This is a genomic window from Caballeronia sp. LZ032, from assembly GCF_031451315.1.
Lineage (GTDB): Bacteria > Pseudomonadota > Gammaproteobacteria > Burkholderiales > Burkholderiaceae > Caballeronia.
The window spans coordinates 1179138-1201564 of record NZ_JARUXP010000001.1 but is presented as its reverse complement, the minus strand read 5'-3'; the positions used below and the strand labels follow the sequence as shown (position 1 = coordinate 1201564).

Here is a 22427-nt window from a genome sequence, read left to right as displayed (position 1 = left end):
CCGCTTCAGATCCGCTCGAGGTTCGTGCGCGTGCGCTCGTTGACGACATTGCCGGTATTGACCGTCGTCTTCGGCTCGAGCAACAGGCAATGCACTTCGTCCGTCACGGCTTCCGGGCAGTGCTCGGTACCCTTCGGCACGATCAGGTATTCACCCTCTTCGATCAGAATATCGCCACCATTTTCCGCATGCAGCTTCATGCGCAGCGTGCCCTTTACCACGAAGAACAGCTCGTCCTCGTGATCGTGATGATGCCAGTTGAACGTCCCGCTGAATTTCGCGAACTTAATCTGTGAATCATTGATGTCGCCACCGATCCTGGGCGACCAGTATTCGCTGAAAGCCGAGAATGCTGCCGTAACATTAACCTTGTTGAGCTTCATGCCGTCACTCCTTCGATCTGGAAAATGGTGTCGATCTGCGCCGGCAGGAGGCGCTTGACGAACGTACCCTGAAACAATGCGCTGCCGACAGTGAAACCCCAGGTCCTCGCGTCAATCATAGCCTTGACGCGCACTTCGCCGTCGATGCTGCCAGCCGCGATGACGGGGACCGGCACGGCTTCCGTGACGCGCCGTGTCAGTTCGGCCGGATCGCCTTCACCCGCGAAGCGGTATGCGAGTAGATCGAGACCGTGCACACCAGGCATGGCCGCGATGCGGCGAGCATCCTCGACGATCTCGTCCATCGTACCCTCGAGTACCGTCGGGTGTCCGACCGTGCGGCCGGCAAACGGGAAATACTGGATCGACGAACCTTTGAGCATGGTGAGCGCGTCTTCGACGTGGCGTCCACCTAGCAGATAGTCAACGCCGATGTCGAGCGCAGCCTGGATCGATTCGAGTTCGCTTTGACGGCTCGTCGCGACGACTTCGAGCATCACCTTGCGACCGTCGGCCCGGATGCGTTGAGCCAGTTGCTTGAGCGACGCGACCGGCAGACCGATATCCTTGAAGCCGACAAAGTGAACAGGGCTGTCACGCAGGCTGTCGTAGACTGCCAGTGCATCGGGGACGGTAGCATCGTTCTCCGTCAGCATCAGAATGAAATGGGAGGACACGTTAGACTCCTTGAAAATATAAATGGCTCACACCCGGGAACGGGCGAATTGATGGGCTGTTTGCAATGCGACCTGCAAACTGGCCGGGTCGGCAATACCTTTGCCAGCGATATCGAACGCCGTGCCGTGGTCCGGGCTCGTTCGCACGAAAGGCAGGCCGACAGTGATGTTCACGCCGTCCTCGACGCCGGCCAGCTTGACCGGAATGAGCCCCTGGTCGTGGTACTGCGCCACCACGATGTCGAAGCGGCCGCGGCGCGCGTTCATGAACACCGTGTCGCCTGGCCACGGGCCGCTTGCATCGATGCCTTCCGCCTGGGCGCGCTGGATGGCCGGCGCGACGATGTCGAGGTCCTCCCGACCAAACAGACCACCCTCGCCGGCATGAGGATTCAGGCCCGCCACGGCAACACGCGGGTTCTCGATGCCGAGTTCCGTCATCGCACGATGCGCGAGTCGGATGATGCGCAATTCGGTCTCGACGGACAGCTTTGAAATCGCGTCGCGCATTGAGCAGTGAACCGTCACAAGAATCGTGCGTAACGTAGGGTTCACGAGCATCATCGCGTAGTCTCGCGTGCCGGAAAGATCCGCGAGCATCTCCGTGTGACCCGGATAAGGAACGGAGGCAGCAGCAAGCGCCTCCTTGTGAATCGGTGCGGTGCAGATGCCTGCTATCTCGCGCTTGATCGCTAGATCAATCGCCGTGCGGATAGCACCAAATGCCGCTTCGCCGGCCAGTGCATTGATTACACCCAGCGGCAGGTCGGCAGGCAACGGCTCGGCACCCGGCACGCGCAGCACGTCGAGCGTCCCCGGGCGCAGCGCGATGCCCGAAACCGAATCCGTCTCGCGGACTTTGAGTGGCAAACCGAGCGCGGCCGCCGCGCGCCGCAGCACTCCGGCATCGCCGACGGCGAATGACGGATAGTCGGCGATAAACGCGGCGTTCGAGAATGTCTTGACGACGATTTCGGGCCCAATGCCGGCCGCGTCGCCCGTCGTCACGGCGATCAGTTTCTGTTTCATACTCTTGCTCCAGTCAATGCGTCGAGGCAGATGAGCAGCGCGTCGTCGCCGCCAAAACCACCGGCCTTCGTAATCATCGGGAAGCTGCCTTTCGAGCTGCGAACCTCGATAAGCGGCACGCCTGGCAGGATTTCGCGATGTACGCGCAGCGATACGGCAGGCAGTGAGTCGACGATGCGTCTGGCTGTTTCACCACCCGTTACGACAAGGCCGTCGCATGCTCCGCTGGCTATGAGGTTGGTGACCTGCGTCACCAAGTCGCGCAGTGCCGCTTCGGCTAAAGCAGCGCCGGGCAGGCGATCACTCCCGGTAGCCAGCACGTTGATCCGGCGGCTCTCGCGTGCCACGATCAGTTGGCGACGCGAACTCGGATTGAGGCTGCCGACAACCAGCCAAGGCGCACCGCAGGACAAGCCCGCAAGTTGAGGAATCGGTTCGGGCTGCGACAGCGCGCGGGCGAGCGCGCGCAGCAATCCGGTGGAACCGGCGAGCAGCAAGTCTCGTGAGCCGGCGAACAAGCCGACCAATGCATCGAGATCATCCTCGGCACGCGTATCCATCACAACGGCGTCGTGCTCTTCGAGCAGGACTTTCGCTTGCGCTGCGTCTCGTGCGATGACAACCGGCAAACCCTGCGCGAGAAACAACGCAGGCACGCTGGACTCCAGAACCGGCAAGGTCGGGTCTCGCCCGAATGCGGTTTTATGTACGGGAACGCCGTCGACAAGTACACGGCCAGCCTCCGTCGTCCGTCCGGCCGACGGGAAAGCCGGCGCGATCAGCAACTTGCGGCGGCCAGATGCGGCGCGGGCGCTCACACAGTCTTTGGCGACGTGCCCACGCAACGTCGAGTCGAACTGCAGCACGAGCACATCAGCATGGCACCAGGCACGCGCGGCATCTGCTACCGGGTCGCCAGCAGCGACGCGTTCGCGCGTGTCCGTGTCTAGGCTGACGACTGCGGTCGCCGTAACATTTTCTGTATCTTCCGGCCGCAGTAGCGCAGCCGTATTCCAACCGCGCTCGGCAAAACAGGCAGTGCCGTCGAGGGCACTCGTGAAGTCGTCAGTGATGATGCGAATACGCATGGAAGTTCCGCGCTGTTTTTGGTTCTTGAATTTTGACGTTTTTCATGTATTTTTTAAGAACCAAAAAAATGGAATTTCACGGTGTCTATGGTTCGCTCATCCGTATCGAAACAATCCCATCCTGCCTTAGTCGACCTTGAGATCGACCGGTATGCAAGCGGACCGGTGTTCCGTCAAATCATCAGACAATTACGGGAACGGATCGACAACGCGGTCCTGCCATGCGGAACTCGCCTGCCACCGACACGCGACCTAGCGCAGCAACTGGGTATCGCGCGTAATTGCGTAGTAGAGGCTTATGACGAATTGATTGCCGATGGCGTCCTGGAAGGACGCGGCCGAAGTGGGACCTTCGTGGCCGCGAGCAGAGGTTTTACCGCTCCCCGTCGAGAGGAAGTCATCGGGCAATCGTCTGTTTTGCGACGTATCGATAATGAGAACAACGATGCGCCGCCGCAACCGGTCGCCGCATTCGACTGGCGTCTTGGACAGGTCAATGTGCGGGCACTGCCGTTGGAGGCATGGCGCAACGCATGCCGCGAAGCCGGGCGGCATCTTCCACCGGCAGGATATGGCGACCCACGCGGAGAACCAGGATTACGCCATACCATTGCGTACTGGCTGCATGAACATCGTTCGGTGTCGGTCGATCCCAATCAGATTGTCGTTACCCACGGAACTGGGCAAGCACTACATCTCGTATCGCGCACATTCTTGCGCGATGGCGACATGTGTGCGGTCGAAGACCCTGGATATCTAGGGGCCAACTGGGCATTCGCGCGCTCAGGAGCGACGCTGCACCACGTGCCCGTCGATGACGAAGGAATGTTGGTTGAACGGATCATTGAGTCGCCGACAACTCCAGCGTTGGTACACGTGACGCCAGCGCACCAATACCCGCTTGGCGGTCGTCTGTCCGGACCTCGGCGTCGTTCGCTCATTGACCTAGCTCGCACACACGGGACAATGATTGTCGAGAACGAGTACGACTGCGAATTCCATTACGCAGGCACGCGTTATCCGCCGTTGTTTGCGAGCGCACCAGAAAACACGCTACTCCTGAGCACGTTTGCGAAAGCAGTCAGCCCCTCCCTGCGGCTCGGCTTTATCGCAGCGCCAAAGGCTGCAGCAACCGCCCTGGCCGCACACATCGAACGCGAACGTGTCCATGTCTCCTGGCCGGTCCAGAAAATTATCGAGACCCTCTTGGTCTCAGGAGAGCTCGACAAGCATCTGCGCAGAGTACGACGCCACTATGGCGCGATGCGCGACTTGGTCCGCGGACGCTTGGCCGAATACGTCAGCGAAATCGAATTGAGAGGCGATGAAGGGGGGTTGCACGTTGTTGTGGCCGGCCGTGAGCGGGCATTCGATCTCGAATTGCGAAAGGCCTTGAATTTACGCGGCATCGTCTTCAACGAAGTGCGGGAATTTGCAAGTTCAGCTATGGAAGAGTCGAATGGTTTTTTGCTTGGATACGCCCATATGGATCTGAGCGATCTGTCGGCTGCGCTGGATGAATTGACCACTTGCATCCAGCAATGTTATTCACGTTAGGCCGCACAGCATGCGCGAATTAGCTTGGTCGAGTGAAAAATTCCTCCGCTGGTCCCGCGAGTGCCATCCGTCGTATTGGGAAAACGTGGGAGCAAAGTCCATCCCAATCGGCAGAGGGGGTATGTGTCGAGATGCGCTGAAGACCACAAAGCAAATCAAAATTTCTCGATTAGTATTGTCGCTCCAAGCTCCCGTTTTGGAGCACTTTTGGTAGGGATACCTTAGCGGCGCTATCAGTTTCGGGGTTCTTCGCTATCCACCCCTCAAGCATATCAGCCCAAGTCTGTAGCATCGTCCTTCGCTGCTCGGCATATTCAGCCTTGTTGTACACCGCGCGTACCCCACGCTGTTCGTGCGCCAGACATTTCTCTATCCAGTCGCTGTTGAACCCGGCCTCATGCAGTTGCGTGCTCGCCGTTCTTCGCAGGTCATGCACCGAGAAGGATTCGAAGTCTGGCTCCCCGCTCTCACGGACCAGTTTGACCGTACTGTCGATCACACGATTTAGGGTGGCGGCACTTATCGGTAATTCAGTCTCATATCGGCCGGGATGCAAAAACGCACTCGCGCCAAAGCAAGTCTTGAAGGTGACCAGTATGTCCAGAGCTTGCTGGCTCAGATAGACGTTGTGCGCACGACCTGCCTTCATGCGGTCTTTCGGGATAGTCCAGATCGCTGTATTAAAATCTACCTCGCTCCAGTTGGCGAGAATAAATTCTGACTTGCGCACCATTGTCAGCAACATGAACTTGATGGCCAGACGCAACGTTGGCAAGGTGGCTGTCCGCTCCAACCCTTTGAAAAACACGTGGATTTCCCCGGGTGTCAGTGCCCGGTCTCGCGGTTTGAAAGTAGCGATGGCAGAGGGCCGTATGTCTTCTGCAGGATTGGCTACCTTCAGCCCTCTTGCCTGCACAAAACGATAGACCTGGAGGACGATGTCGCGTGCCTGAACGGCAGGTGCAGCCGCGCCCCGCTCCTTGATCTTCTCACACCTCATTAGGAGTCTTGAAGGTGTGATCTCTTCGAGCTTCAGCCGCCCGAACTCCGTTGCAAGATTCCGGTCGTAGACGGACTTCCTCATCGCGCGGGTCGACGCCGCGAGCGTGGCTTCCGCGAAGTATTTTTCGGCCCACTTCCCGAACGTCATCGCTTCGGCCGCTTCCACACGCTTTTCAACCTTGCTTCTCGACGGACTGATGCCCTGTTCAACTTCCCGACGCGCTCGTTCAAGGAGCAGCCTCGCTTCCGCAAGACGCATCGACATGCCACAGGAAAGGTCGTCGGCAGCGCGTGCGCCGCGTGCTGGCAGCCCGGGATCGTAGCGGCCAATGACCAGGGTCTCCCGGCGACCATTCAGACGATAGTCGAAGCGGAAACTCACCGCTCCGGACGAGGTAACAGCCACGTACAGGCCGCGCTGGTCAGCGACCTTGTATATCCTGCCAGTTGGCTTGAGCGCCCGCAATTCGAGGTCCGTAAGCATGCAATACTCCGTGAACTGATACCGTGTTTGATACCGTCACGCGCCGTGACGGTATCAAAATGGATCGTCTGCAGAGAAAGATGCTATACCGTCGCTCATGCCGTCGGCGACGTAACGCTGCCGACGGACGGCAGCGGACCAAAATAGTCGATAAACCCTTGATCTTGTGCGGGAAATCGGGGAATCGACGGACCTCTGCAGACCACTGCAGAGGATCCTAAATTACTCCCACTCGATCGTCGCCGGCGGCTTCCCCGAAATGTCGTACACCACGCGATTGATCCCCCGCACCTCATTGATGATGCGATTGCTCACATGCCCGAGCAGTTCATGCGGCAGATGCGCCCAGTGCGCGGTCATGAAATCCAGCGTCTGCACGGCACGCAGCGCGACCACATACTCATACGTGCGTCCATCGCCCATCACGCCGACGCTCTTCACCGGCAGGAACACCGCAAACGCCTGGCTCGTCAGGTCGTACCACGACTTGCCCGTTTCCTTGTCGATGGTCGTCCGAAGCGTCTCGATAAAAATCGCATCCGCGCGGCGCAGCAGATCCGCGAACTCCCGCTTCACCTCGCCGAGAATGCGCACACCCAGACCCGGACCCGGGAACGGATGGCGATACACCATCGCGGGCGGCAGACCGAGCCTCACGCCGAGTTCGCGCACTTCGTCCTTGAACAGTTCGCGCAGCGGCTCGAGCAACTTGAGGTTCAGCGTCTCCGGCAAGCCGCCGACGTTGTGGTGGCTCTTGATGGTGTGCGCGCCCTTCTTGCCCTTGCCCGCAGATTCGATCACGTCCGGATAGATCGTGCCCTGCGCGAGCCAGCGTGCATCGGTGAGCTTGTCGGATTCCGCGTGAAACACTTCGACGAACTCCGCGCCGATGATCTTGCGCTTCGCCTCCGGGTCCGTCACGCCGGCGAGCTTCTGCAGGAAGACTTCGCTGGCATCGACGTGGATGACCTTCACGCCGAGGTGATCCGCGAACGTCGACATCACCTGCTCGGCCTCGTTCTGGCGCAGCAGGCCATGATCGACGAACACGCAGGTCAGCTGGTCGCCGATCGCGCGATGCAGCAGCGCCGCCGCCACCGATGAATCCACGCCGCCCGACAGCCCGAGAATCACCTTCTCGTTGCCCACCTGCGCGCGAATCTTCTCGACCGCTTCGTCGATGTAATGCCCCATCTCCCAGTCGGGATTCGCGCCGCACAGCTCCAGCACGAAGCGGTCGAGCATCGCGCGGCCCTGCACCGTGTGCGTCACTTCCGGATGCCATTGCAGGCCGTAAAAGCGGCGGTCGTCGTCGGCCATGGCGGCGATCGGGCATGACGGCGTCGAGGCCATCAGCTTGAAACCCGCCGGCAGATCCACGACCTTGTCGCCGTGGCTCATCCACACCTTCAGCATGGAGTCGCCCTTCTCGGCCTTGAAGTCCTCGATGCCTTCGAGGAAGCCCGTGTGGTTCAGCGCCTGCACTTCCGCATAGCCGAACTCGCGCACATTGCCGAGCTCGACCTTGCCGCCCAGTTGATCTGCCATGGTCTGCATGCCATAGCAGATGCCGAGCACCGGCACGCCCAGATCGAAGACGATCTGCGGCGCGCGCGGCGACTTCGCCTCGGTAACCGAATTCGGGCCGCCCGACAAAATGATGCCCTTCGGTGCGAATTCGCGGATGAAGGTTTCATCGACGTCGTACGGATGAATCTCCGAGTAGACGTGCGATTCGCGGATACGCCGCGCGATCAGCTGGGTGACTTGAGAGCCGAAATCGAGAATCAGGATTTTGTCGTGCATGGCTGCGGCCAAAGGCTAAAAGAACGATGGTTGTCGATGCTGCCGGCCCGCCCTCGTGCGCGCGCCGCCAGCGAAGTGTTCGCAAATGAATCGACGGCCGGCGCCCTGGCCGACCGTGCTGGTATGTCCTGTTGCCACCCGCGCCCCGCCTGCTTCGCGACGGCGCCGGCCCGGGAAGTGCGCGCGTTCAGCGCGGCGCTCCGCTTGCCGGACCCGTGCGCGGAACGAGCGGATCACGCGGATCACGCGGATCACGTGGATCAAGCGGATCCAGCCGCCGGCCAGTCGCCGGATCGATCCCGCCGCTGATCTCCGGCTCGATGCGCCTTCCGGTCGCAGCGTCGATCTCGTGTCCGCTGACCGGATCGAGCTTGCGGCCCGTGACGGGATCGAGTGTCGCGCCGGTCGCGGGATCCACGGCGCCGCCATCGAGCGGACGGCCCGACGGCTCCACCGTGCGGCCACTGACGGGATCGATGCCGGTCGCCTCGGGCGCCCGCGCCGAAGGGCGCACTGCCGTATCCGGCGGTACCGCAACGGGAACCGGCGCCACGGGCGTCACGACCTCGTCGCGTGTTTTCGCCGCCCGCTTCTCGGCACGTTGCGCCGAAGCGGCGCCCGCCTGTGCGGCCCGCTCGCGCCGGCGCACCGCCGACGACAGCCTCACGCTGCCGAACCCGAGCACCACGAGCACGACACCGACCACCGCCGCGCTCATCTGTCCGAAGCTGTCGACCTGCGGCATCTTCAATCCGAGCAGCCAGACCAGCACCACGACGCCCGACAGCCACTGCACGTGCCCCGAAACGCGCGCCGCCCGCGCGGTCAACGCGCCGTCGACGGCCGCGTGGAACGCGAGCCATGCGAGGCCGATCAGCGCCACCCCGAGCAACTGCCCGGCAAATGCGGGCTGCACGCGGATGGCGTCGAGCTGCAACGCGCCGTACAGGCCCGCCCATGGCGTCAGCAGGAACAACAGGCCGAACGCCAGGAAGATCAGGGCATTGATGACCAGTACGACGCGCAGCAACGGTTTCATGGGCAGTCCAGGTCAGTTGACGAACAAGCGCGAGGCCACGGAACGGCGACGCTCAATCGACGTGATAGTTGGGCGCTTCCTTCGTGATCTGCACGTCGTGCACATGCGATTCGCGCATGCCCGCCGCGGTGATCTGCACGAACTCCGCCTTCTCGTGCATTTCCGTGATGGTGCTGCAACCGCAATAGCCCATGCTCGCGCGCACGCCGCCGACAATCTGGAACAGGATGGCGTTGACCGAGCCCTTGTAGGCCACGCGGCCTTCGATGCCTTCCGGCACGAGCTTGTCGATGTTCGCCGAATTGTCCTGGAAGTAGCGGTCCGCCGCGCCGTCCTTCATCGCGCCGACCGAACCCATGCCGCGATACGCCTTGTACTGACGGCCCTGATACAGGAAGACGTCGCCCGGGGATTCCTCGGTGCCCGCCAGCATGCTGCCCATCATGACGACGTTCGCGCCCGCTGCCAGCGCCTTGGAGACGTCGCCCGAGAAGCGCACGCCGCCGTCCGCGATGACCGGCACGCCGCTGCCGCGCAGCGCTTCCGACACATTGGCGATGGCCGTGATCTGCGGCACGCCGACGCCCGCGACGATCCGCGTCGTGCAGATCGAGCCCGGGCCGATGCCGACCTTGACCGCGTCCGCGCCGTACTCGACAAGCGCCTTGGCGGCCGCCGCCGTTGCGATATTGCCGCCGATCACCTGCACATGCGGATAGTTCTGCTTGACCCAGCGCACGCGCTCCAGCACGCCCTGGCTGTGACCGTGCGCGGTATCGACGACGATCACGTCGACGCCCGCCTGCGCCAGCGCATCGACGCGTTCTTCATTGTCCGGACCGACGCCCACCGCCGCGCCCACGCGCAGCTTGCCGTCTTCGTCCTTGCACGCGTCCGGATTCTCGGTCTGCTTCGTGATGTCCTTCACGGTCATCAGGCCGCGCAGTTCGAACGCGTCGTTGACGACCAGCACGCGCTCCAGGCGGTGGCTGTGCATCAGCGCCTTGGCCTCGGCGAGCGAGGTGCCTTCCTTGACCGTCACGAGCCGCTCGCGCGGCGTCATGATGGTGCGCACCGGCTCGTCTATGCGTTCTTCGAAGCGCAAGTCCCGGTTTGTCACGATGCCGATCAGCTGCGCGCCCTCGACTACCGGAAAGCCCGAGATGCCATGTTGCTGCGTCAGCGCGATGACGTCGCGCACGCGCATTTGCGGCGGCACGGTGATCGGATCGCGTACGACGCCGGACTCGAAACGCTTCACCTTGGCGACTTCGCGCGCCTGTTCCTTGGCGGTGAGGTTCTTGTGGACGATGCCGATGCCGCCCAGCTGCGCCATGGCAATGGCGAGCCGGCCTTCGGTGACCGTGTCCATGGCGGCGGACACGAGAGGCATGTTCAGGGAGATGTTGCGAGTCAGCTGGGATTTCAGACTGGTGTCGCGCGGGAGAACGCTGGAGAAGGCGGGCACGAGGAGCACGTCATCGAACGTGAGTGCTTTCTGGATCAGACGCATGGCAAATCCTATGGGCGCAAAAGCAGATTATACCGATAGTTCTCCGGGTTTTCACTGTCCGAACAGCAAGTTAGGCCGCTCGTCGGACAAAAACCGGGCCTGCGCCGCGCCGCGTGCGGGATCGTCTTCGCGAACCGCGCGCGGGGCGCGCATGCTACGCTTCGCGCCTTCTTCAGGATGCGGACGGCGACTCGGGCAATGCAGCGCGGTGTGATGTACGGAATGTCGGCGGGCGCGATCTGGGGTTTCATCTTTCTGGCGCCGCGCATTCTGCCCGACTTTTCGCCGCTCACGCTCAGCATCGGCCGCTATCTGATGTACGGCGCGGTGTCGCTCGCGGCGGCGCTGCCCATCGCCCGCGGTTTGCTCAGGAAGCTCACGCGCGCCGACTTCGTCGCCCTCGCCCGGCTCGCGCTGGTCGGCAACCTGCTCTACTACATGCTGCTCGCGAGCGCCGTGCAGCTCGTGGGCGTGGCGCCGGCCTCGCTGATCGTCGGGATCCTGCCGGTCACCGTCACGCTCGCCGGCCGGCGCGATCATGGCGCAATCGACCTCAAGCGGCTCGCCGGTCCGCTGCTGCTCGTGGTGGCGGGCATCGCCTGCATCAACCTCGATGTGTTCCGCGATCTGCTCGGCGTGTCCGGGGCCGTGTCCCACGCGAGCATTCTCACGCGCCTCGCGGGCCTTGCCTGCGCCGTCGGCGCGCTGGCCGCCTGGACCTGGTACGCGGTGGTCAACGCCCGCTATCTTCAGGCGAACGATCACTTCGACGGCAGCGAGTGGTCCGTGCTGTGGGGCATCGTGACGGGATTGCTGGGTGCGGTGCTCGGCGTGATCGCCTGGATGCTGCCCGCAGGCACCGTCCAGGCCGCTGTCGCGCCCGAACGCTGGCATCTCTTCTGGATCGTGAGCATTGCGCTCGCAACCGGCGGTTCATGGCTCGGCAACATGCTGTGGAATGCGGCGGCGAAGCGCCTGCCGCTCACGCTGTCCGGTCAGATGATCGCGTTCGAGACGCTCTTCGCGCTGCTCTATGCCTTTATCTACGACGGCCGTTGGCCGCGCACGCCCGAAGTGCTGGCGGTGGTGCTGCTGCTCGCGGGCGTCAGCTGGTCCGTGAGGCAGCATACGGTGCGGCCGGCGGTTTCCACACGGGAAGTCCCGGCACATTGAAACGAGTCAACGCTCAGCGCACATCCTTCGACTGCCACTTGCGCCCTTCGATCGATCCCGCACGCCGCGCTTTTTCGACGCGGCGCAGGCGAGCCGTCTTCGGATCCACCGTCAGCGGCCGATAGATCTCCACGCGATCGAACGCGCTGAGCACGGCATCGAGCGTACTGAGCTTGCCGAACACGCCGACCTTCTGCCGGCTCAGGTCGATGTCCTGATGCACGCGCAGCACGCCGCTCGCCTCGATGGCCTCGCGCACGCTCGCGCCGTCCTGCAGCGTGACCTGCGCGAGGAAGCTGGCGCCGTCGGGCAGGCCGTAGCACACGTCGATCTCCATCATGGCTTGCCGTAGCGCTGGTCCGCACGCTTCACGAAGGAATCGACGAAGGTATTGGCGATATGACTGAACACCGGCCCGATGAGCTTTTCCAGAATCACATTGGAAAACTCGTAGTGCAGTGCGAACTCGATCTTGCACGCATCGGCCCGCAGCGGCGTGAAGCGCCAATAGCCGGTGAACTTCTTGAAAGGGCCGCTCAGAAACTCCATATCGATACTGGTCGGCCGTTTCTGCGTGTTGCGCGTGGCGAAATGCTGCTTGATGCCCTTGAAGCTGATGTCGATCTTGGCTTCCATGCCGTTCTCGTCATGGCGGCCTATCTCGACGCCGCCGCACCAGGGCAGGAAATTGGGATAGTCGGCGACATCGGTGACGAGGTCGAACATTTCCTCCGCCGAATGGCGGATCAACACGGTTTTCTGGACATCTGCCATATAGGGCGCAGCGAAGGCTGAATTGGGCGGCAACGCGCAAGAGAACACGGCATCAGAACATTCGCGTGCCGGCGCGCTGCTAAAATCGTGATTTTAAACGAGTTGAGCACTTTCCATTCATGAGCATCATCGACAACAGAAAAGCCTTCTTCGATTACTTCATCGAGGAACGCTACGAGGCCGGTCTCGTGCTCGAAGGCTGGGAAGTCAAGGCGCTGCGTGCGGGCCGCGGGCAGATCAAGGAAGGCTACGTCGTCATCAAGGCAGGCGAGCTCTTTCTGATCGGCACGCATATCAGTCCGCTGCCCGAGGCCTCGAAGTTCGCGAACCTCGACCCGGTGCGCACGCGCAAGCTGCTGCTGCATCGCGACCAGATCGACAAGCTCATCGGCAAGGTCGAGCAGCGCGGCCACACACTCGTGCCGCTCAACTTCCACTACAAGGAAGGCCGCGTGAAATGCGAGATTGGCCTCGCCAAGGGCAAGAAGCTGCACGACAAGCGCGAGACCGAAAAGAAACGCGACTGGGATCGCGAGCGCGCACGGCTGATGCGTTCGGCCACGAAATAAGGCAAACAGGGCGCTCTTGCAGCGCCCTGTTTTTCAGCCCTTGCGGATCACGCTGCCGCCGCCCTCGCCCTTCACGATCGTCAACGCCGACGCGATCAACGAACTCATGTCCGAGAGATTGCCCGGCACGATCAGCGTGTTGCCGGCCTTCGCGATATTGCCGAACGCGCTGACGTACTGCTCGGCGATCTTGAGGTTCACCGCCTCCATGCCGCCCACGGTCTGAATGGCGGTGCCGATCTTTTCGATGGCCTGCGCGTTCGCCTCGGCAACCGCGAGAATGGCCGACGCCTCGCCCTGCGCCTGGTTGATCGCGGCCTGCCGTTCGCCTTCGGACTTCTGGATAGCCGCCTCACGCGCGCCCGCGGCCAGATTGATCTGCTCCTGCTTGCGACCTTCGGACGCGGCGATCAGTGCGCGCTTCTCGCGCTCGGCGGTGATCTGCGCCTGCATCGCGTGGAGAATTTCCTTAGGCGGCGTCAGATCCTTGATCTCGTAGCGCAGCACCTTCACGCCCCAGTTCGACGCGGCGTCGTCCAGCGCATTGACGATGCTGTGATTGATGAAGTCGCGCTCCTCGAAGGTCTTGTCGAGTTCCAGCTTGCCGATCACGGAACGCAAGGTGGTCTGCGAGAGCTGCGTGATGGCGAACACGAAGTTGCTCGAACCGTACGACGCCTTCATCGCGTCCGTGACCTGGAAGTACAGCACGCCGTCCACCTGCAACTGCGTGTTGTCGCGCGTGATGCAGACCTGGCTCGGCACTTCCAGCGGAATTTCCTTGAGCACGTGCTTGTAGGCCACCCGGTCGATGAACGGCAGCACGATGTTGAGGCCCGGCGTGAGCGTCGAGTGATAGCGGCCGAGCCGCTCGAGCACCCACGCATGCTGCTGCGGCACGATCTTGATGGTTTGCGCCGCGATCACGATGACGATCACGAGCAGAATGGCCCCGACGATGGTGACGTCCATCTTTGCTACTCCTCGCAGTTGTGTTGTCTTGTGTCTTCAGCGGCGCGCGACGACCACGAGCCGGTTGCCGTCGAGCGCGGTGATGCGATACCAGCGCGCGCCTTCGGCCTCGCCCGGCGCGAGTTCGACATCCCATTGCGCGCCGCGATACATCGTGCGCGCGCGGCCGTCGCGCCATTGGTCCACTTCCACGGTGGCGCCGATATCGAGATTCACGCCGGCATCGCGCGACGCGTCGCGCCGCTTCCAGTTGCCGAAGCGCGAGCGCCGCAGCGCCACCACCGCGATCAGGGCGACCAGCGCCGCCACGACGAACTGCACGTGCGGCTGCGCGCCCAGCACATGCGCCACGCCGCCCGCGAGAAAGCCGAGCGCCACCATCAGCAGATAGAACGTGCCAGTGAACAGCTCGAACACGATCAGCACCCCCGCCGACACCCACCAGAACAGTCCGCTCGCAGCCATGCCCGCCTCCAAATGCAAACACCCCGGAGGATGTCCGGGGTGTTTTTATAGCACGCTCGCGCCTTTCCGAAAGCATCGGGAAAGGCGGATTTTGCTTATTTCGACAAGGTCTTCGCCAGCTGCTGCCAGGTGTCGATGATCGTGTCCGGGTTCAGCGACATCGATTCGATGCCCAGTTCCGCCAGCCACACGGCGAGGTCCGGATGATCCGACGGGCCTTGTCCGCAAATACCGACATACTTGTTCAGCTTCAGGCACGTTTCGATTGCGCGCTTGAGCATGAACTGAACGGCTTCGTCGCGTTCGTCGAAGTCCGCGGCGAGCAGTTCCATGCCGGAGTCGCGGTCGAGGCCGAGCGTCAGCTGCGTCAGGTCGTTCGAGCCGATCGAGAAGCCGTCGAAGCGCTCCAGGAACTGCTCGGCGAGGATCGCGTTGGACGGTACTTCGCACATCATCACGAGCTTGAGGCCGTTCGTCCCGCTCTTCAGGCCGAACTTCGCCAGCAGCTCGATCACGCGGTCCGCCTGCTTCAGGGTCCGCACGAACGGCACCATGATCTGGACGTTGTCGAGACCCATCTCCTCGCGCACCTTCTTCAGCGCGACGCATTCCATGTGGAACGCCTCGGCGAAGTCTTCCGCGATATAGCGCGACGCGCCGCGGAAACCGAGCATCGGGTTCTCTTCGTCCGGCTCATAACGCGAACCGCCGATCAGCTTCTTGTACTCGTTCGACTTGAAGTCGGACAGGCGCACGATCACCGGCTTCGGATAGAACGCCGCCGCGATCGTGGCGATGCCTTCCGTCAGCTTGTCGACATAGAACGCACGCGGCGATGCATGACCGCGCGCCACGCTCTCCACCGCCTTCTTCAGGTCCGCGTCGACGTTCGGGTACTCGAGGATCGCCTTCGGATGGACGCCGATGTTGTTGTTGATGATGAACTCGAGGCGCGCCAGGCCCACGCCCGCGTTCGGCAACTGGGCGAAGTCGAACGCGAGTTGCGGATTGCCGACGTTCATCATGATCTTGACCGGAATGGCCGGCAGTTCGCCGCGCTGGACTTCGGTCACTTCGGTTTCGAGCAGGCCGTCGTAGATCTTGCCTTCGTCGCCTTCCGCGCACGACACCGTGACGAGCGCGCCGTCCTTCAGGATGTCCGTTGCGTCGCCGCAGCCGACCACTGCCGGCACGCCCAGCTCACGCGCGATGATGGCTGCGTGGCAAGTACGCCCGCCGCGATTCGTCACGATGGCCGATGCGCGCTTCATCACCGGCTCCCAGTTCGGGTCGGTCATGTCGGCGACCAGCACGTCGCCCGGCTGCACGCGTTCCATCTCCGACGGGTCATGGATGACGCGCACCGGACCCGCGCCGATCTTCTGGCCGATCGCGCGGCCGGTGGTCAGCACGTTCGACTGGCCTTTCAGCTTGAAGCGCATCTCGGCCTTGCCGGACGCCTGGCTCTTCACGGTTTCCGGACGCGCCTGGAGGATGAACAGCTTGCCGTCGCGGCCGTCCTTGCCCCACTCGATGTCCATCGGACGCTGATAGTGCTTCTCGATGATGACCGCGTACTTCGCGAGTTCGATCACGTCTTCGTCGGTGATCGAGAAGCGGTTGCGCTGCTCGTGCGGCACGTCGACCGTCTTCACGCGGCCCGGCTCGCCCGGCTTCGTGAATTCCATCTTGATGAGCTTGGAGCCGATGGAGCGCCGGATGATCGGATACTTGTTCTGTTCGAGCGTGGTCTTGAAGACGTGGAATTCGTCCGGATTCACCGCGCCCTGCACGACGGTTTCGCCCAGGCCGTAGCTCGACGTGATGAAGACGGTTTCCTTGAAGCCCGATTCGGTGTCGATGGTGAACATCACGCCGGCCGCGCCGACGTCCGAGCGCACCATGCGCTGCACGCCCGCCGACAACGCGACTTCAGCATGCGTGAAGCCCTTGTGGACGCGATACGAGATGGCGCGGTCGTTGTACAGCGAGGCGAACACGTGCTTCATGCGATCGAGCACGTCCTCGACGCCGACCACGTTCAGATAGCTTTCCTGCTGGCCCGCGAAGGAGGCGTCGGGCAAGTCTTCCGCGGTCGCGGACGAACGCACGGCGAACGACAGCTCTTCGGGCGAGCTGTTTTGCAGGACCTCGAAACCACGGCGGATTTCTTCTTCGAGACGCGGCTGCAGCGGTGCGTCGACGATCCATTGACGGATTTCCTTGCCGGCTTCGGCAAGCGCCTTGACGTCGTCGACGTCGAAGGTTTCGAGACGCTTCGCGATGCGGTCCGTCAGGGTGTTGTGCTGGAGGAAGTCGCGAAATGCGAGGGCCGTGGTGGCGAAGCCCGTGGGCACGCGAACGCCGGCTTCGGAAAGCTGGCTGATCATCTCGCCGAGCGACGCATTCTTGCCACCGACGATTTCCACGTCGGTCATTCGCAACTGCTCGAAGGGAACTACATACGCCTGATCCTTTGCGACATCTTTCGCGACATTGACTGCGTTACTCATACAAGCCCCTAAGGTGGATGGAATTCTCGATCGCACGAGTGGGCTCATATGCGGCGGCGCTCATTGGAAGCGCCCGCCGCATCTCGTACAACCTGTTTGATAAGCCTTCGGGGGAGCCACGCCGCTTGATACCGGTGAATACCGGGGCGTGGTCAAAAAGAAGCGAAACGTCGGAAACTTGCTCGAGACCGTGGATTTACCCTGCTACACGTTACAAAAGCCACGAAACGACCGCGATTTGACGAAAATCCGCTTCAGTTTGTCCGCAATTGCTTATCGAACAGGTTGCCGCTATTCTACCTTGCTGCATTTCAAAATTGTTTCGATCGGGCAGGGGTTCAACGGCAAAATCGAGGTGTTTCGGGCCTGTTCGTGGGGCATCCCACACCCAGGCGCCCGCTCTGCACTCGTTTTTCTCTTCGCCGGCGGTCAGTTACCATAACACAGGTTTTTCCGGCGTCCGTGCTTTCGCGCCACCGCTGCCGCCCGCTTTCATCCTTTTCCTTTTCGTTTTCTCTTTCCGCCGATGCCGCCTTCCGTATTCATCGTTTCCGACGGTACCGGGATCACTGCCGAAACCTTCGCGCATTCGATCCTCGCCCAGTTCGACCAGAAATTCCGGCTCGTGCGCGTGCCTTTCGTCGATTCGATCGACAAGGCCTACGCGACCGTCGAGAAGATCAACGAGACCGTCGCGCTGGACGGCCGCCGGCCCATCGTGTTCACCACGCTGGTGGACAGTGCGTCGAACGAAGTCGTCAAGGGCTGCAACGCGCTCGTGCTCGACATGTTCCAGACCTTCATCGAGCCGCTCGAACAGGAACTGGAAATCAAGTCCACGCACGCCATGGGCCGCGTGCACCAGAACGCCGATACCGAGGAATACAAGAACCGCATCGAGGCCATCAACTTCTCGCTCGCGCACGACGACGGCCAGTCCAACCGCAATCTCGCCGATGCCGACGTGATCCTCGTGGGCGTATCGCGCAGCGGCAAGACGCCGACCAGCCTCTATCTGGCGATGCAATACGGTGTGAAGGCAGCAAACTATCCGCTGATTCCGGAAGACTTCGAGCGCGGCAAGCTGCCGACGCCGCTGCTGGAACATCGCGAGAAGATGTTCGGGCTGTCGATCGATCCGCAACGGCTCTCCGAGATCCGCAACGAGCGGCGACCGGGCAGCAAGTACGCCGCGCTGGAGAACTGCCGCTACGAGATCAACGAAGCGGAGATGATGATGAAGCGCGAGGGCGTGAAGTGGCTGTCGTCGACGCACAAGTCGATCGAGGAAATCGCCACGACGATCCTGCAGGAAGTGAAGCCCGAGCGGCCTTCCTACTACTGACGCGAAGGCGCCGGTTCAACGCTGCTGGCGGCACTGCTCGAACAGACAGATCGCCGCCGCAGCCGCCACATTCAGCGACTCCATGCCGCCCGGCTGCGGAATCGTCACGCGATGCGTGACGGCATCGCGCCAGACCTGCGACACGCCCGCCCCTTCATTGCCGAACACCCACGCCAGCGCGCCGGACAGGTCGCAGTCGTACAGCGCCACGGCGCCGTGGGAGTCCGTGATCGTCACGGGCGCGTCGAGCCGCGCGATCAGCCCGTCCGGTTCGACGTCCTCGAAAATATCCAGCAGGAAATGCGCGCCCATGCCCGAGCGCAGCACCTTCGACGACCACGCGTACGCCGTCCCCGGCGCGCAGAACACGCGCGTGATGCCGGCCGCCGCCGCGCTGCGCAGGATCGAGCCGACATTGCCGGCGTCCTGCACGCCATCGAGGACCACGCAGGTTTCGGCGACCCGCACGGGCAGTTCGGCGTCGAGCTTCTCGACCAGCAACAGCATGCCGACGCCATGCACGACGCTCGACAGCTGGCCGAACAGCGCATCCGGCAGCACCATCACCCGCTTTTCCTCGATGCGCGCGACGATCCGCCGCGCTTCCTCGTGCGTGAGCGCGCCCTCGGTCACGATGCAGGTTTCCGGTTGCCCGGCGGCATCGAGATAGGCGGACGCGAGATGCAGGCCTTCCAGCAGCGCGTGGCCGCTGCGGCGCTGCTGCGCCGTCGAGCCGGCGAGCGCCTTGATGCGCTTGTAGAGCGGATTGTCCCGCGAGGTGATGGATTTCACGTGGTGTCGAAAGATGCCGCTCAGAAGGCCAACATGTCCGAATCGTCTTGCGCGGCTGCGGTGACTTCGAGCACTTCCGGTGCGATTTCGGGCAGCACCGAGCCGAAGCGTGCATGCGCCTCGCGAACCGGCGCGAACGAACGCCGATGATGCACGCACGGCCCGTGTTCGCGCAGCGCCTTCAGATGCTGCGGCGTGCCGTAACCCGAATGCACGTTGAAGCCATACATCGGATGGACGTCGTGCAGCTCGACCAGCATGCGGTCGCGCGTGACCTTCGCAAGGATGGACGCCGCCGAGATCTGCTTGATGAGCGCGTCGCCGCCGATGACCGCTTCCGCGCGGATCGAGAGCGTCGGGCAACGGTTGCCGTCCACCTTCACGAGCGTCGGAGCGACGGACAACCCTTCCACCGCGCGCTTCATCGCGAGCATGGACGCATGCAGGATGTTGATGGTGTCGATTTCATCGACGCTCGCCGACGCAATGCAATACGCCAGCGCCCGGTCGACGATCTTCTCGTACAGTTCCTCGCGACGCTTCGCGCTCAGCGCCTTCGAGTCGTCGAGCCCGTTGATGCGTGGTTTAGCGGGATCGAAGATCACCGCCGCCGCGACCACCGGTCCGGCCAGCGGACCACGACCCGCTTCGTCGACGCCGCAGATGATGTCGAGCGGGGAACTGAAATCGAGGCCGGGCTGGGTGAGTTGCCTTGACGCCATTACCGGGGTCTCCGCGTGTCGAGCACCCGCGCCACGGCCTGTGCCGCCTTCTGCGACGTATCCTGGCGCAGCGCGATGTGCATCTCGGTGAAGATGTCCGTCAGCGTACGGCGGTTCGCGTCGTCGTTCAACTGTTTCAGCGTCGCGTCCGCGAGCGCCTCGGGCGTCGCGAAATGCTGCAACAACTCCGGCACGACGAAGCGTCCGGCAAGAATGTTCGGCAGGCCCACATACGGCAGATAGCCCTGCCGCTTCATGATCTGGCCCGTGAGCCAGGGCACTTTGTACGAGATGACCATCGGCTTCTTCAGCAGCGCGGCTTCGAGCGTGACCGTGCCGCTCTTCACGAGGATCGCGTCGGCGGCGGTCATCGCGCGCTGGGCGTTGCCGTCGGTGATCGTCAGTGCAAGGTTCGGATGCGCATCCACGAGCGGCCGCAGCAACTCGCGCAACGCCGGATTCGCGGCCGGCATCAGGAAACGCACGCCCGGCTCGCGCTGCTGCATCAGTTCCATTGCGTCGAAGAAGGTCGGGCCGATCAGCGCGATTTCCGAACGCCGGCTGCCCGGCAGCACGGCAATCACCGGGCCGCCCGTCGCGATGCCGAGTTCTCGGCGCGCACCCTGCGTATCCGGTTCGAGCGGGATCTCGTCGGCGAGCGGATGGCCGACGTAGCTCGCCGCCACGCCCGCCTTCTCCATCAGCGCCGTTTCGAACGGGAATACGCAGAGCATGTGATCGACGGCCTTGACGATCTTCTTGATGCGCCCGCCGCGCCACGCCCAGATGGACGGACAAACGAAGTGAATGGTGGGAATGCCGGCTTCGCGCAGCGGCTGTTCCAGGCCGAAGTTGAAATCGGGCGCATCCACGCCGATGAACACCGACGGCGGCTCCGCCAGCAGTTGCCGGCGGATCTCGTTGCGGATGCCCAGAATCTCGGGAATGTGCTTCAGCGCTTCGACATAGCCGCGCACGGTCAGCTTGTCCATCGGCCAGTGCGCTTCGAAGCCTTCGGCCGTCATGCGCGGGCCGCCGATGCCGCTATAGCGCGTGCCTTCCGGCAGCGCGCCCTTCAGGCCCTTGAGCAGCGAGGCCGCCAGCAGGTCGCCGGACGGCTCGCCGGCGACCATCGCGACGCGCGGCGGAAGGTTGAACGGGGTCATCGGGCGGCGGTCTAGCGGATGATGCCGCGCTGCGAGGCCGCGATGAAGCCGGCGAAGGCCTTGACCACCTCGTCGCCCTCGCCGCCCGCGGCGCCGAGATCCTGGAGCTGCGACTTGGCTTCCTCGAGCGACAGGCCGCTCTTGTAGACGATGCGATAAGCCGAGCGCAGCGCCGAAATGGCGTCCGGCGTGAAGCCGCGGCGGCGCAGCCCTTCCACGTTGATGCCGTGCGGCTCCGCCTTGTTGCCCGCCGCGATCACGAACGGCGGCACGTCCTGCACGAGCGCCGACGCGCCACCGAGCATCGAATGCGCGCCGATGCGCACGAACTGGTGCACGCCCGACATGCCGCCGATGATCGCGTGATCGCCGACGATCACGTGGCCCGCCAGCTGCGCGTTGCTCGACATGATGACGTTGTCGCCGAGCCGGCAGTCATGGCCGACGTGCACGTAGGCCATGATCCAGCAGTCGCTGCCGATGGACGTCAGGCTCTGGTCCTGCACCGTGCCGGTATGCAGCGTCGTGAATTCGCGGATGGTGTTGCGGTCGCCGATTTCGAGACGGGTCGGCTCGCCCTTGTACTTCATGTCCTGCGGACGGCCGCCGATCGACGCGTAGTGGCCGATGCGATTGTCCCGGCCGATGGTCGTATGGCCTTCGATCACGCTGTGCGAGCCGACCGTCGTGCCGGCGCCGATCACGACGTGCGCGCCGACGATCGCGTACGGTCCGATCTCGACGGACTCGTCGAGCTGAGCGCCCGGCTCGATGATCGCGGAGGGGTGAATCTTGCTCATGCGCTGTTCGCCTATGCTGTTCGTGCTGCTCGTTTCTCTGACGCGGATGACGCCCGTGCGCTCAGGCGTCCGTGGTCTTCACGGTACACATGAGTTCGGCTTCGGCGGCGGTCACGCCATCCACTTCGGCGCGCGCCTTGAACTTCCAGATGCCGCGCATGTAGCGCTCGAAAGTCACGTTGAGGATCAGCTGGTCGCCCGGTTCCACCACGCGCTTGAAACGCGCGCCATCGATGCCGACGAAGTAGTACAGCGTGTTGGTCGGATCGTGCGGCTCTTCCGCGAAGGTCAGCAGCGCCGCCGTCTGCGCGAGCGCTTCGAGAATCAGCACGCCCGGCATGACCGGACGCGTCGGGAAGTGGCCCTGGAAATACGGCTCGTTGATCGTCACGTTCTTCAACGCTTTGATGCTCTTGTGCGGCTCGAGTTCGAGCACGCGGTCCACGAGCAGGATCGGGTAGCGATGCGGCAGCAGCGTAAGGATCTTGTGGATGTCGAGATTGATTTTTTCTGTGCTCATGGTCGTTCTGCTCACGCGCGGGTCCCGCGTGGAAATGG

22 protein-coding genes are annotated in these 22427 nt (G+C 62.8%); 4 read left to right on the top strand and 18 right to left on the bottom strand.

Translation table 11 applies throughout. The features are described 5' to 3' along the window. Positions 1-5: 5 nt before the first annotated feature. Genes QCE69_RS05580 through QCE69_RS05565 form a run of 4 tightly spaced genes read right to left on the bottom strand, consistent with a single transcriptional unit; the run spans position 6 to position 3177 of the window. A complete protein-coding gene (locus tag QCE69_RS05580; protein WP_201650241.1) occupies positions 6-383 on the bottom strand; it encodes a cupin domain-containing protein in 378 nt (125 codons plus the stop codon). Next, on the bottom strand, positions 380-1060 hold the full coding sequence (locus QCE69_RS05575) for a 4-hydroxythreonine-4-phosphate dehydrogenase (protein WP_309929794.1): 681 nt from the start codon (positions 1058-1060) through the stop codon (positions 380-382). Before QCE69_RS05575 ends, QCE69_RS05580 begins: the two co-directional genes overlap by 4 nt. A gap of 27 nt (positions 1061-1087) precedes the next feature. After that, positions 1088-2089 carry a 4-hydroxythreonine-4-phosphate dehydrogenase PdxA gene (gene pdxA / locus QCE69_RS05570; RefSeq protein WP_309929792.1) on the bottom strand — a complete coding sequence of 334 codons (1002 nt, stop codon included), beginning with the start codon at positions 2087-2089 and terminating at the stop codon, positions 1088-1090. Continuing rightward, positions 2086-3177, bottom strand: a complete 1092-nt coding sequence (locus tag QCE69_RS05565; RefSeq protein WP_309929790.1) for a four-carbon acid sugar kinase family protein — start codon at positions 3175-3177, stop codon at positions 2086-2088. Before QCE69_RS05565 ends, pdxA begins: the two co-directional genes overlap by 4 nt. A gap of 87 nt (positions 3178-3264) precedes the next feature. On the opposite strand from QCE69_RS05565, the gene QCE69_RS05560 reads away from it, so the two are divergent. Beyond that, positions 3265-4734 (top strand): PLP-dependent aminotransferase family protein, encoded by a 1470-nt coding sequence (locus QCE69_RS05560; protein WP_309931562.1) that lies wholly within the window; start codon positions 3265-3267, stop codon positions 4732-4734. Between the two features lie 169 nt (positions 4735-4903). Here QCE69_RS05560 and QCE69_RS05555 read toward each other — a convergent pair whose 3' ends face one another. The 4 genes from QCE69_RS05555 to guaB all read right to left on the bottom strand — a co-directional run bounded on the left by QCE69_RS05555 (position 4904) and on the right by guaB (position 10578). Beyond that, complete coding sequence (locus QCE69_RS05555; protein ID WP_309929789.1) at positions 4904-6220, bottom strand: tyrosine-type recombinase/integrase; 1317 nt, start codon at positions 6218-6220, stop codon at positions 4904-4906. A 222-nt stretch (positions 6221-6442) separates the two neighbouring features. Further along, positions 6443-8026 (bottom strand): glutamine-hydrolyzing GMP synthase, encoded by a 1584-nt coding sequence (gene guaA / locus QCE69_RS05550; protein WP_309929788.1) that lies wholly within the window; start codon positions 8024-8026, stop codon positions 6443-6445. A 187-nt stretch (positions 8027-8213) separates the two neighbouring features. Beyond that, positions 8214-9065, bottom strand: a complete 852-nt coding sequence (locus QCE69_RS05545) for a hypothetical protein (RefSeq protein WP_309929786.1) — start codon at positions 9063-9065, stop codon at positions 8214-8216. A 52-nt stretch (positions 9066-9117) separates the two neighbouring features. Continuing rightward, entirely contained in the window at positions 9118-10578 is a 1461-nt protein-coding gene (guaB, locus tag QCE69_RS05540; protein WP_309929785.1) for an IMP dehydrogenase, read from the bottom strand. A 198-nt stretch (positions 10579-10776) separates the two neighbouring features. On the opposite strand from guaB, the gene QCE69_RS05535 reads away from it, so the two are divergent. After that, positions 10777-11751: a DMT family transporter gene (locus QCE69_RS05535; protein ID WP_309915507.1), complete on the top strand. Its 975-nt coding sequence runs from the start codon at positions 10777-10779 to the stop codon at positions 11749-11751. Positions 11752-11764: 13 nt separating this feature from the next. On the opposite strand, the gene QCE69_RS05530 is transcribed toward QCE69_RS05535, so the two are convergent. Beyond that, the gene (locus QCE69_RS05530; RefSeq protein WP_309929783.1) at positions 11765-12091 is read right to left on the bottom strand and encodes an RnfH family protein; all 327 of its coding nucleotides are present in this window, start codon (positions 12089-12091) and stop codon (positions 11765-11767) included. Next, on the bottom strand, positions 12088-12525 hold the full coding sequence (locus tag QCE69_RS05525; protein ID WP_309831957.1) for a type II toxin-antitoxin system RatA family toxin: 438 nt from the start codon (positions 12523-12525) through the stop codon (positions 12088-12090). Before QCE69_RS05525 ends, QCE69_RS05530 begins: the two co-directional genes overlap by 4 nt. Positions 12526-12644: 119 nt before the next feature. Here QCE69_RS05525 and smpB point away from each other — a divergent pair, with 119 nt between their 5' ends. After that, positions 12645-13094, top strand: a complete 450-nt coding sequence (gene smpB / locus QCE69_RS05520) for an SsrA-binding protein SmpB (RefSeq protein ID WP_309808092.1) — start codon at positions 12645-12647, stop codon at positions 13092-13094. A gap of 33 nt (positions 13095-13127) precedes the next feature. Here smpB and QCE69_RS05515 read toward each other — a convergent pair whose 3' ends face one another. The 3 genes from QCE69_RS05515 to ppsA all read right to left on the bottom strand — a co-directional run bounded on the left by QCE69_RS05515 (position 13128) and on the right by ppsA (position 17044). After that, the gene (locus tag QCE69_RS05515) at positions 13128-14066 is read right to left on the bottom strand and encodes an SPFH domain-containing protein (protein ID WP_309929781.1); all 939 of its coding nucleotides are present in this window, start codon (positions 14064-14066) and stop codon (positions 13128-13130) included. 36 nt (positions 14067-14102) lie between these two features. Beyond that, positions 14103-14531, bottom strand: a complete 429-nt coding sequence (locus tag QCE69_RS05510) for an NfeD family protein (RefSeq protein ID WP_309808090.1) — start codon at positions 14529-14531, stop codon at positions 14103-14105. 95 nt (positions 14532-14626) lie between these two features. Then, on the bottom strand, positions 14627-17044 hold the full coding sequence (ppsA, locus tag QCE69_RS05505; protein ID WP_309915499.1) for a phosphoenolpyruvate synthase: 2418 nt from the start codon (positions 17042-17044) through the stop codon (positions 14627-14629). A 526-nt stretch (positions 17045-17570) separates the two neighbouring features. Here ppsA and QCE69_RS05500 point away from each other — a divergent pair. Continuing rightward, the gene (locus tag QCE69_RS05500; RefSeq protein ID WP_309808087.1) at positions 17571-18389 is read left to right on the top strand and encodes a pyruvate, water dikinase regulatory protein; all 819 of its coding nucleotides are present in this window, start codon (positions 17571-17573) and stop codon (positions 18387-18389) included. Between the two features lie 15 nt (positions 18390-18404). Here the strand turns inward: QCE69_RS05500 and QCE69_RS05495 are convergent, their stop codons facing one another. The 5 genes from QCE69_RS05495 to fabZ all read right to left on the bottom strand — a co-directional run bounded on the left by QCE69_RS05495 (position 18405) and on the right by fabZ (position 22389). Continuing rightward, entirely contained in the window at positions 18405-19181 is a 777-nt protein-coding gene (locus tag QCE69_RS05495; RefSeq protein ID WP_309915497.1) for an RNA methyltransferase, read from the bottom strand. A gap of 20 nt (positions 19182-19201) precedes the next feature. Next, the gene (gene rnhB / locus QCE69_RS05490; RefSeq protein WP_309915493.1) at positions 19202-19903 is read right to left on the bottom strand and encodes a ribonuclease HII; all 702 of its coding nucleotides are present in this window, start codon (positions 19901-19903) and stop codon (positions 19202-19204) included. Beyond that, a complete protein-coding gene (lpxB, locus tag QCE69_RS05485; protein WP_309808084.1) occupies positions 19903-21069 on the bottom strand; it encodes a lipid-A-disaccharide synthase in 1167 nt (388 codons plus the stop codon). The genes rnhB and lpxB overlap by 1 nt, the downstream gene beginning before the upstream one ends. Positions 21070-21080: 11 nt before the next feature. Continuing rightward, positions 21081-21869, bottom strand: coding sequence for an acyl-ACP--UDP-N-acetylglucosamine O-acyltransferase (lpxA, locus tag QCE69_RS05480; RefSeq protein WP_309808083.1), 789 nt, complete (start codon positions 21867-21869; stop codon positions 21081-21083). Between the two features lie 61 nt (positions 21870-21930). Continuing rightward, a complete protein-coding gene (gene fabZ / locus QCE69_RS05475) occupies positions 21931-22389 on the bottom strand; it encodes a 3-hydroxyacyl-ACP dehydratase FabZ (protein WP_309808082.1) in 459 nt (152 codons plus the stop codon). Between the last annotated feature and the right edge of the window lie 38 nt (positions 22390-22427).

Excerpts from the sequence above, each read along its gene's own strand:
- rnhB (WP_309915493.1), bottom strand. The coding sequence starts at position 19,903 with ATGGCGTCAAGGCAACTCACCCAGCCCGGCCTCGATTTCAGTTCCCCG.
- smpB (WP_309808092.1), top strand. The coding sequence starts at position 12,645 with ATGAGCATCATCGACAACAGAAAAGCCTTCTTCGATTACTTCATCGAG.
- QCE69_RS05525 (WP_309831957.1), bottom strand. The coding sequence starts at position 12,525 with ATGGCAGATGTCCAGAAAACCGTGTTGATCCGCCATTCGGCGGAGGAA.
- QCE69_RS05580 (WP_201650241.1), bottom strand. The coding sequence starts at position 383 with ATGAAGCTCAACAAGGTTAATGTTACGGCAGCATTCTCGGCTTTCAGC.
- pdxA (WP_309929792.1), bottom strand. The coding sequence starts at position 2,089 with ATGAAACAGAAACTGATCGCCGTGACGACGGGCGACGCGGCCGGCATT.
- QCE69_RS05510 (WP_309808090.1), bottom strand. The coding sequence starts at position 14,531 with ATGGCTGCGAGCGGACTGTTCTGGTGGGTGTCGGCGGGGGTGCTGATC.
- fabZ (WP_309808082.1), bottom strand. The coding sequence starts at position 22,389 with ATGAGCACAGAAAAAATCAATCTCGACATCCACAAGATCCTTACGCTG.
- QCE69_RS05535 (WP_309915507.1), top strand. The coding sequence starts at position 10,777 with ATGCAGCGCGGTGTGATGTACGGAATGTCGGCGGGCGCGATCTGGGGT.
- QCE69_RS05545 (WP_309929786.1), bottom strand. The coding sequence starts at position 9,065 with ATGAAACCGTTGCTGCGCGTCGTACTGGTCATCAATGCCCTGATCTTC.
- QCE69_RS05515 (WP_309929781.1), bottom strand. The coding sequence starts at position 14,066 with ATGGACGTCACCATCGTCGGGGCCATTCTGCTCGTGATCGTCATCGTG.
- lpxA (WP_309808083.1), bottom strand. The coding sequence starts at position 21,869 with ATGAGCAAGATTCACCCCTCCGCGATCATCGAGCCGGGCGCTCAGCTC.
- guaA (WP_309929788.1), bottom strand. The coding sequence starts at position 8,026 with ATGCACGACAAAATCCTGATTCTCGATTTCGGCTCTCAAGTCACCCAG.
- QCE69_RS05500 (WP_309808087.1), top strand. The coding sequence starts at position 17,571 with ATGCCGCCTTCCGTATTCATCGTTTCCGACGGTACCGGGATCACTGCC.
- guaB (WP_309929785.1), bottom strand. The coding sequence starts at position 10,578 with ATGCGTCTGATCCAGAAAGCACTCACGTTCGATGACGTGCTCCTCGTG.
- lpxB (WP_309808084.1), bottom strand. The coding sequence starts at position 21,069 with ATGACCCCGTTCAACCTTCCGCCGCGCGTCGCGATGGTCGCCGGCGAG.
- ppsA (WP_309915499.1), bottom strand. The coding sequence starts at position 17,044 with ATGAGTAACGCAGTCAATGTCGCGAAAGATGTCGCAAAGGATCAGGCG.
- QCE69_RS05555 (WP_309929789.1), bottom strand. The coding sequence starts at position 6,220 with ATGCTTACGGACCTCGAATTGCGGGCGCTCAAGCCAACTGGCAGGATA.
- QCE69_RS05530 (WP_309929783.1), bottom strand. The coding sequence starts at position 12,091 with ATGATGGAGATCGACGTGTGCTACGGCCTGCCCGACGGCGCCAGCTTC.
- QCE69_RS05565 (WP_309929790.1), bottom strand. The coding sequence starts at position 3,177 with ATGCGTATTCGCATCATCACTGACGACTTCACGAGTGCCCTCGACGGC.
- QCE69_RS05560 (WP_309931562.1), top strand. The coding sequence starts at position 3,265 with ATGGTTCGCTCATCCGTATCGAAACAATCCCATCCTGCCTTAGTCGAC.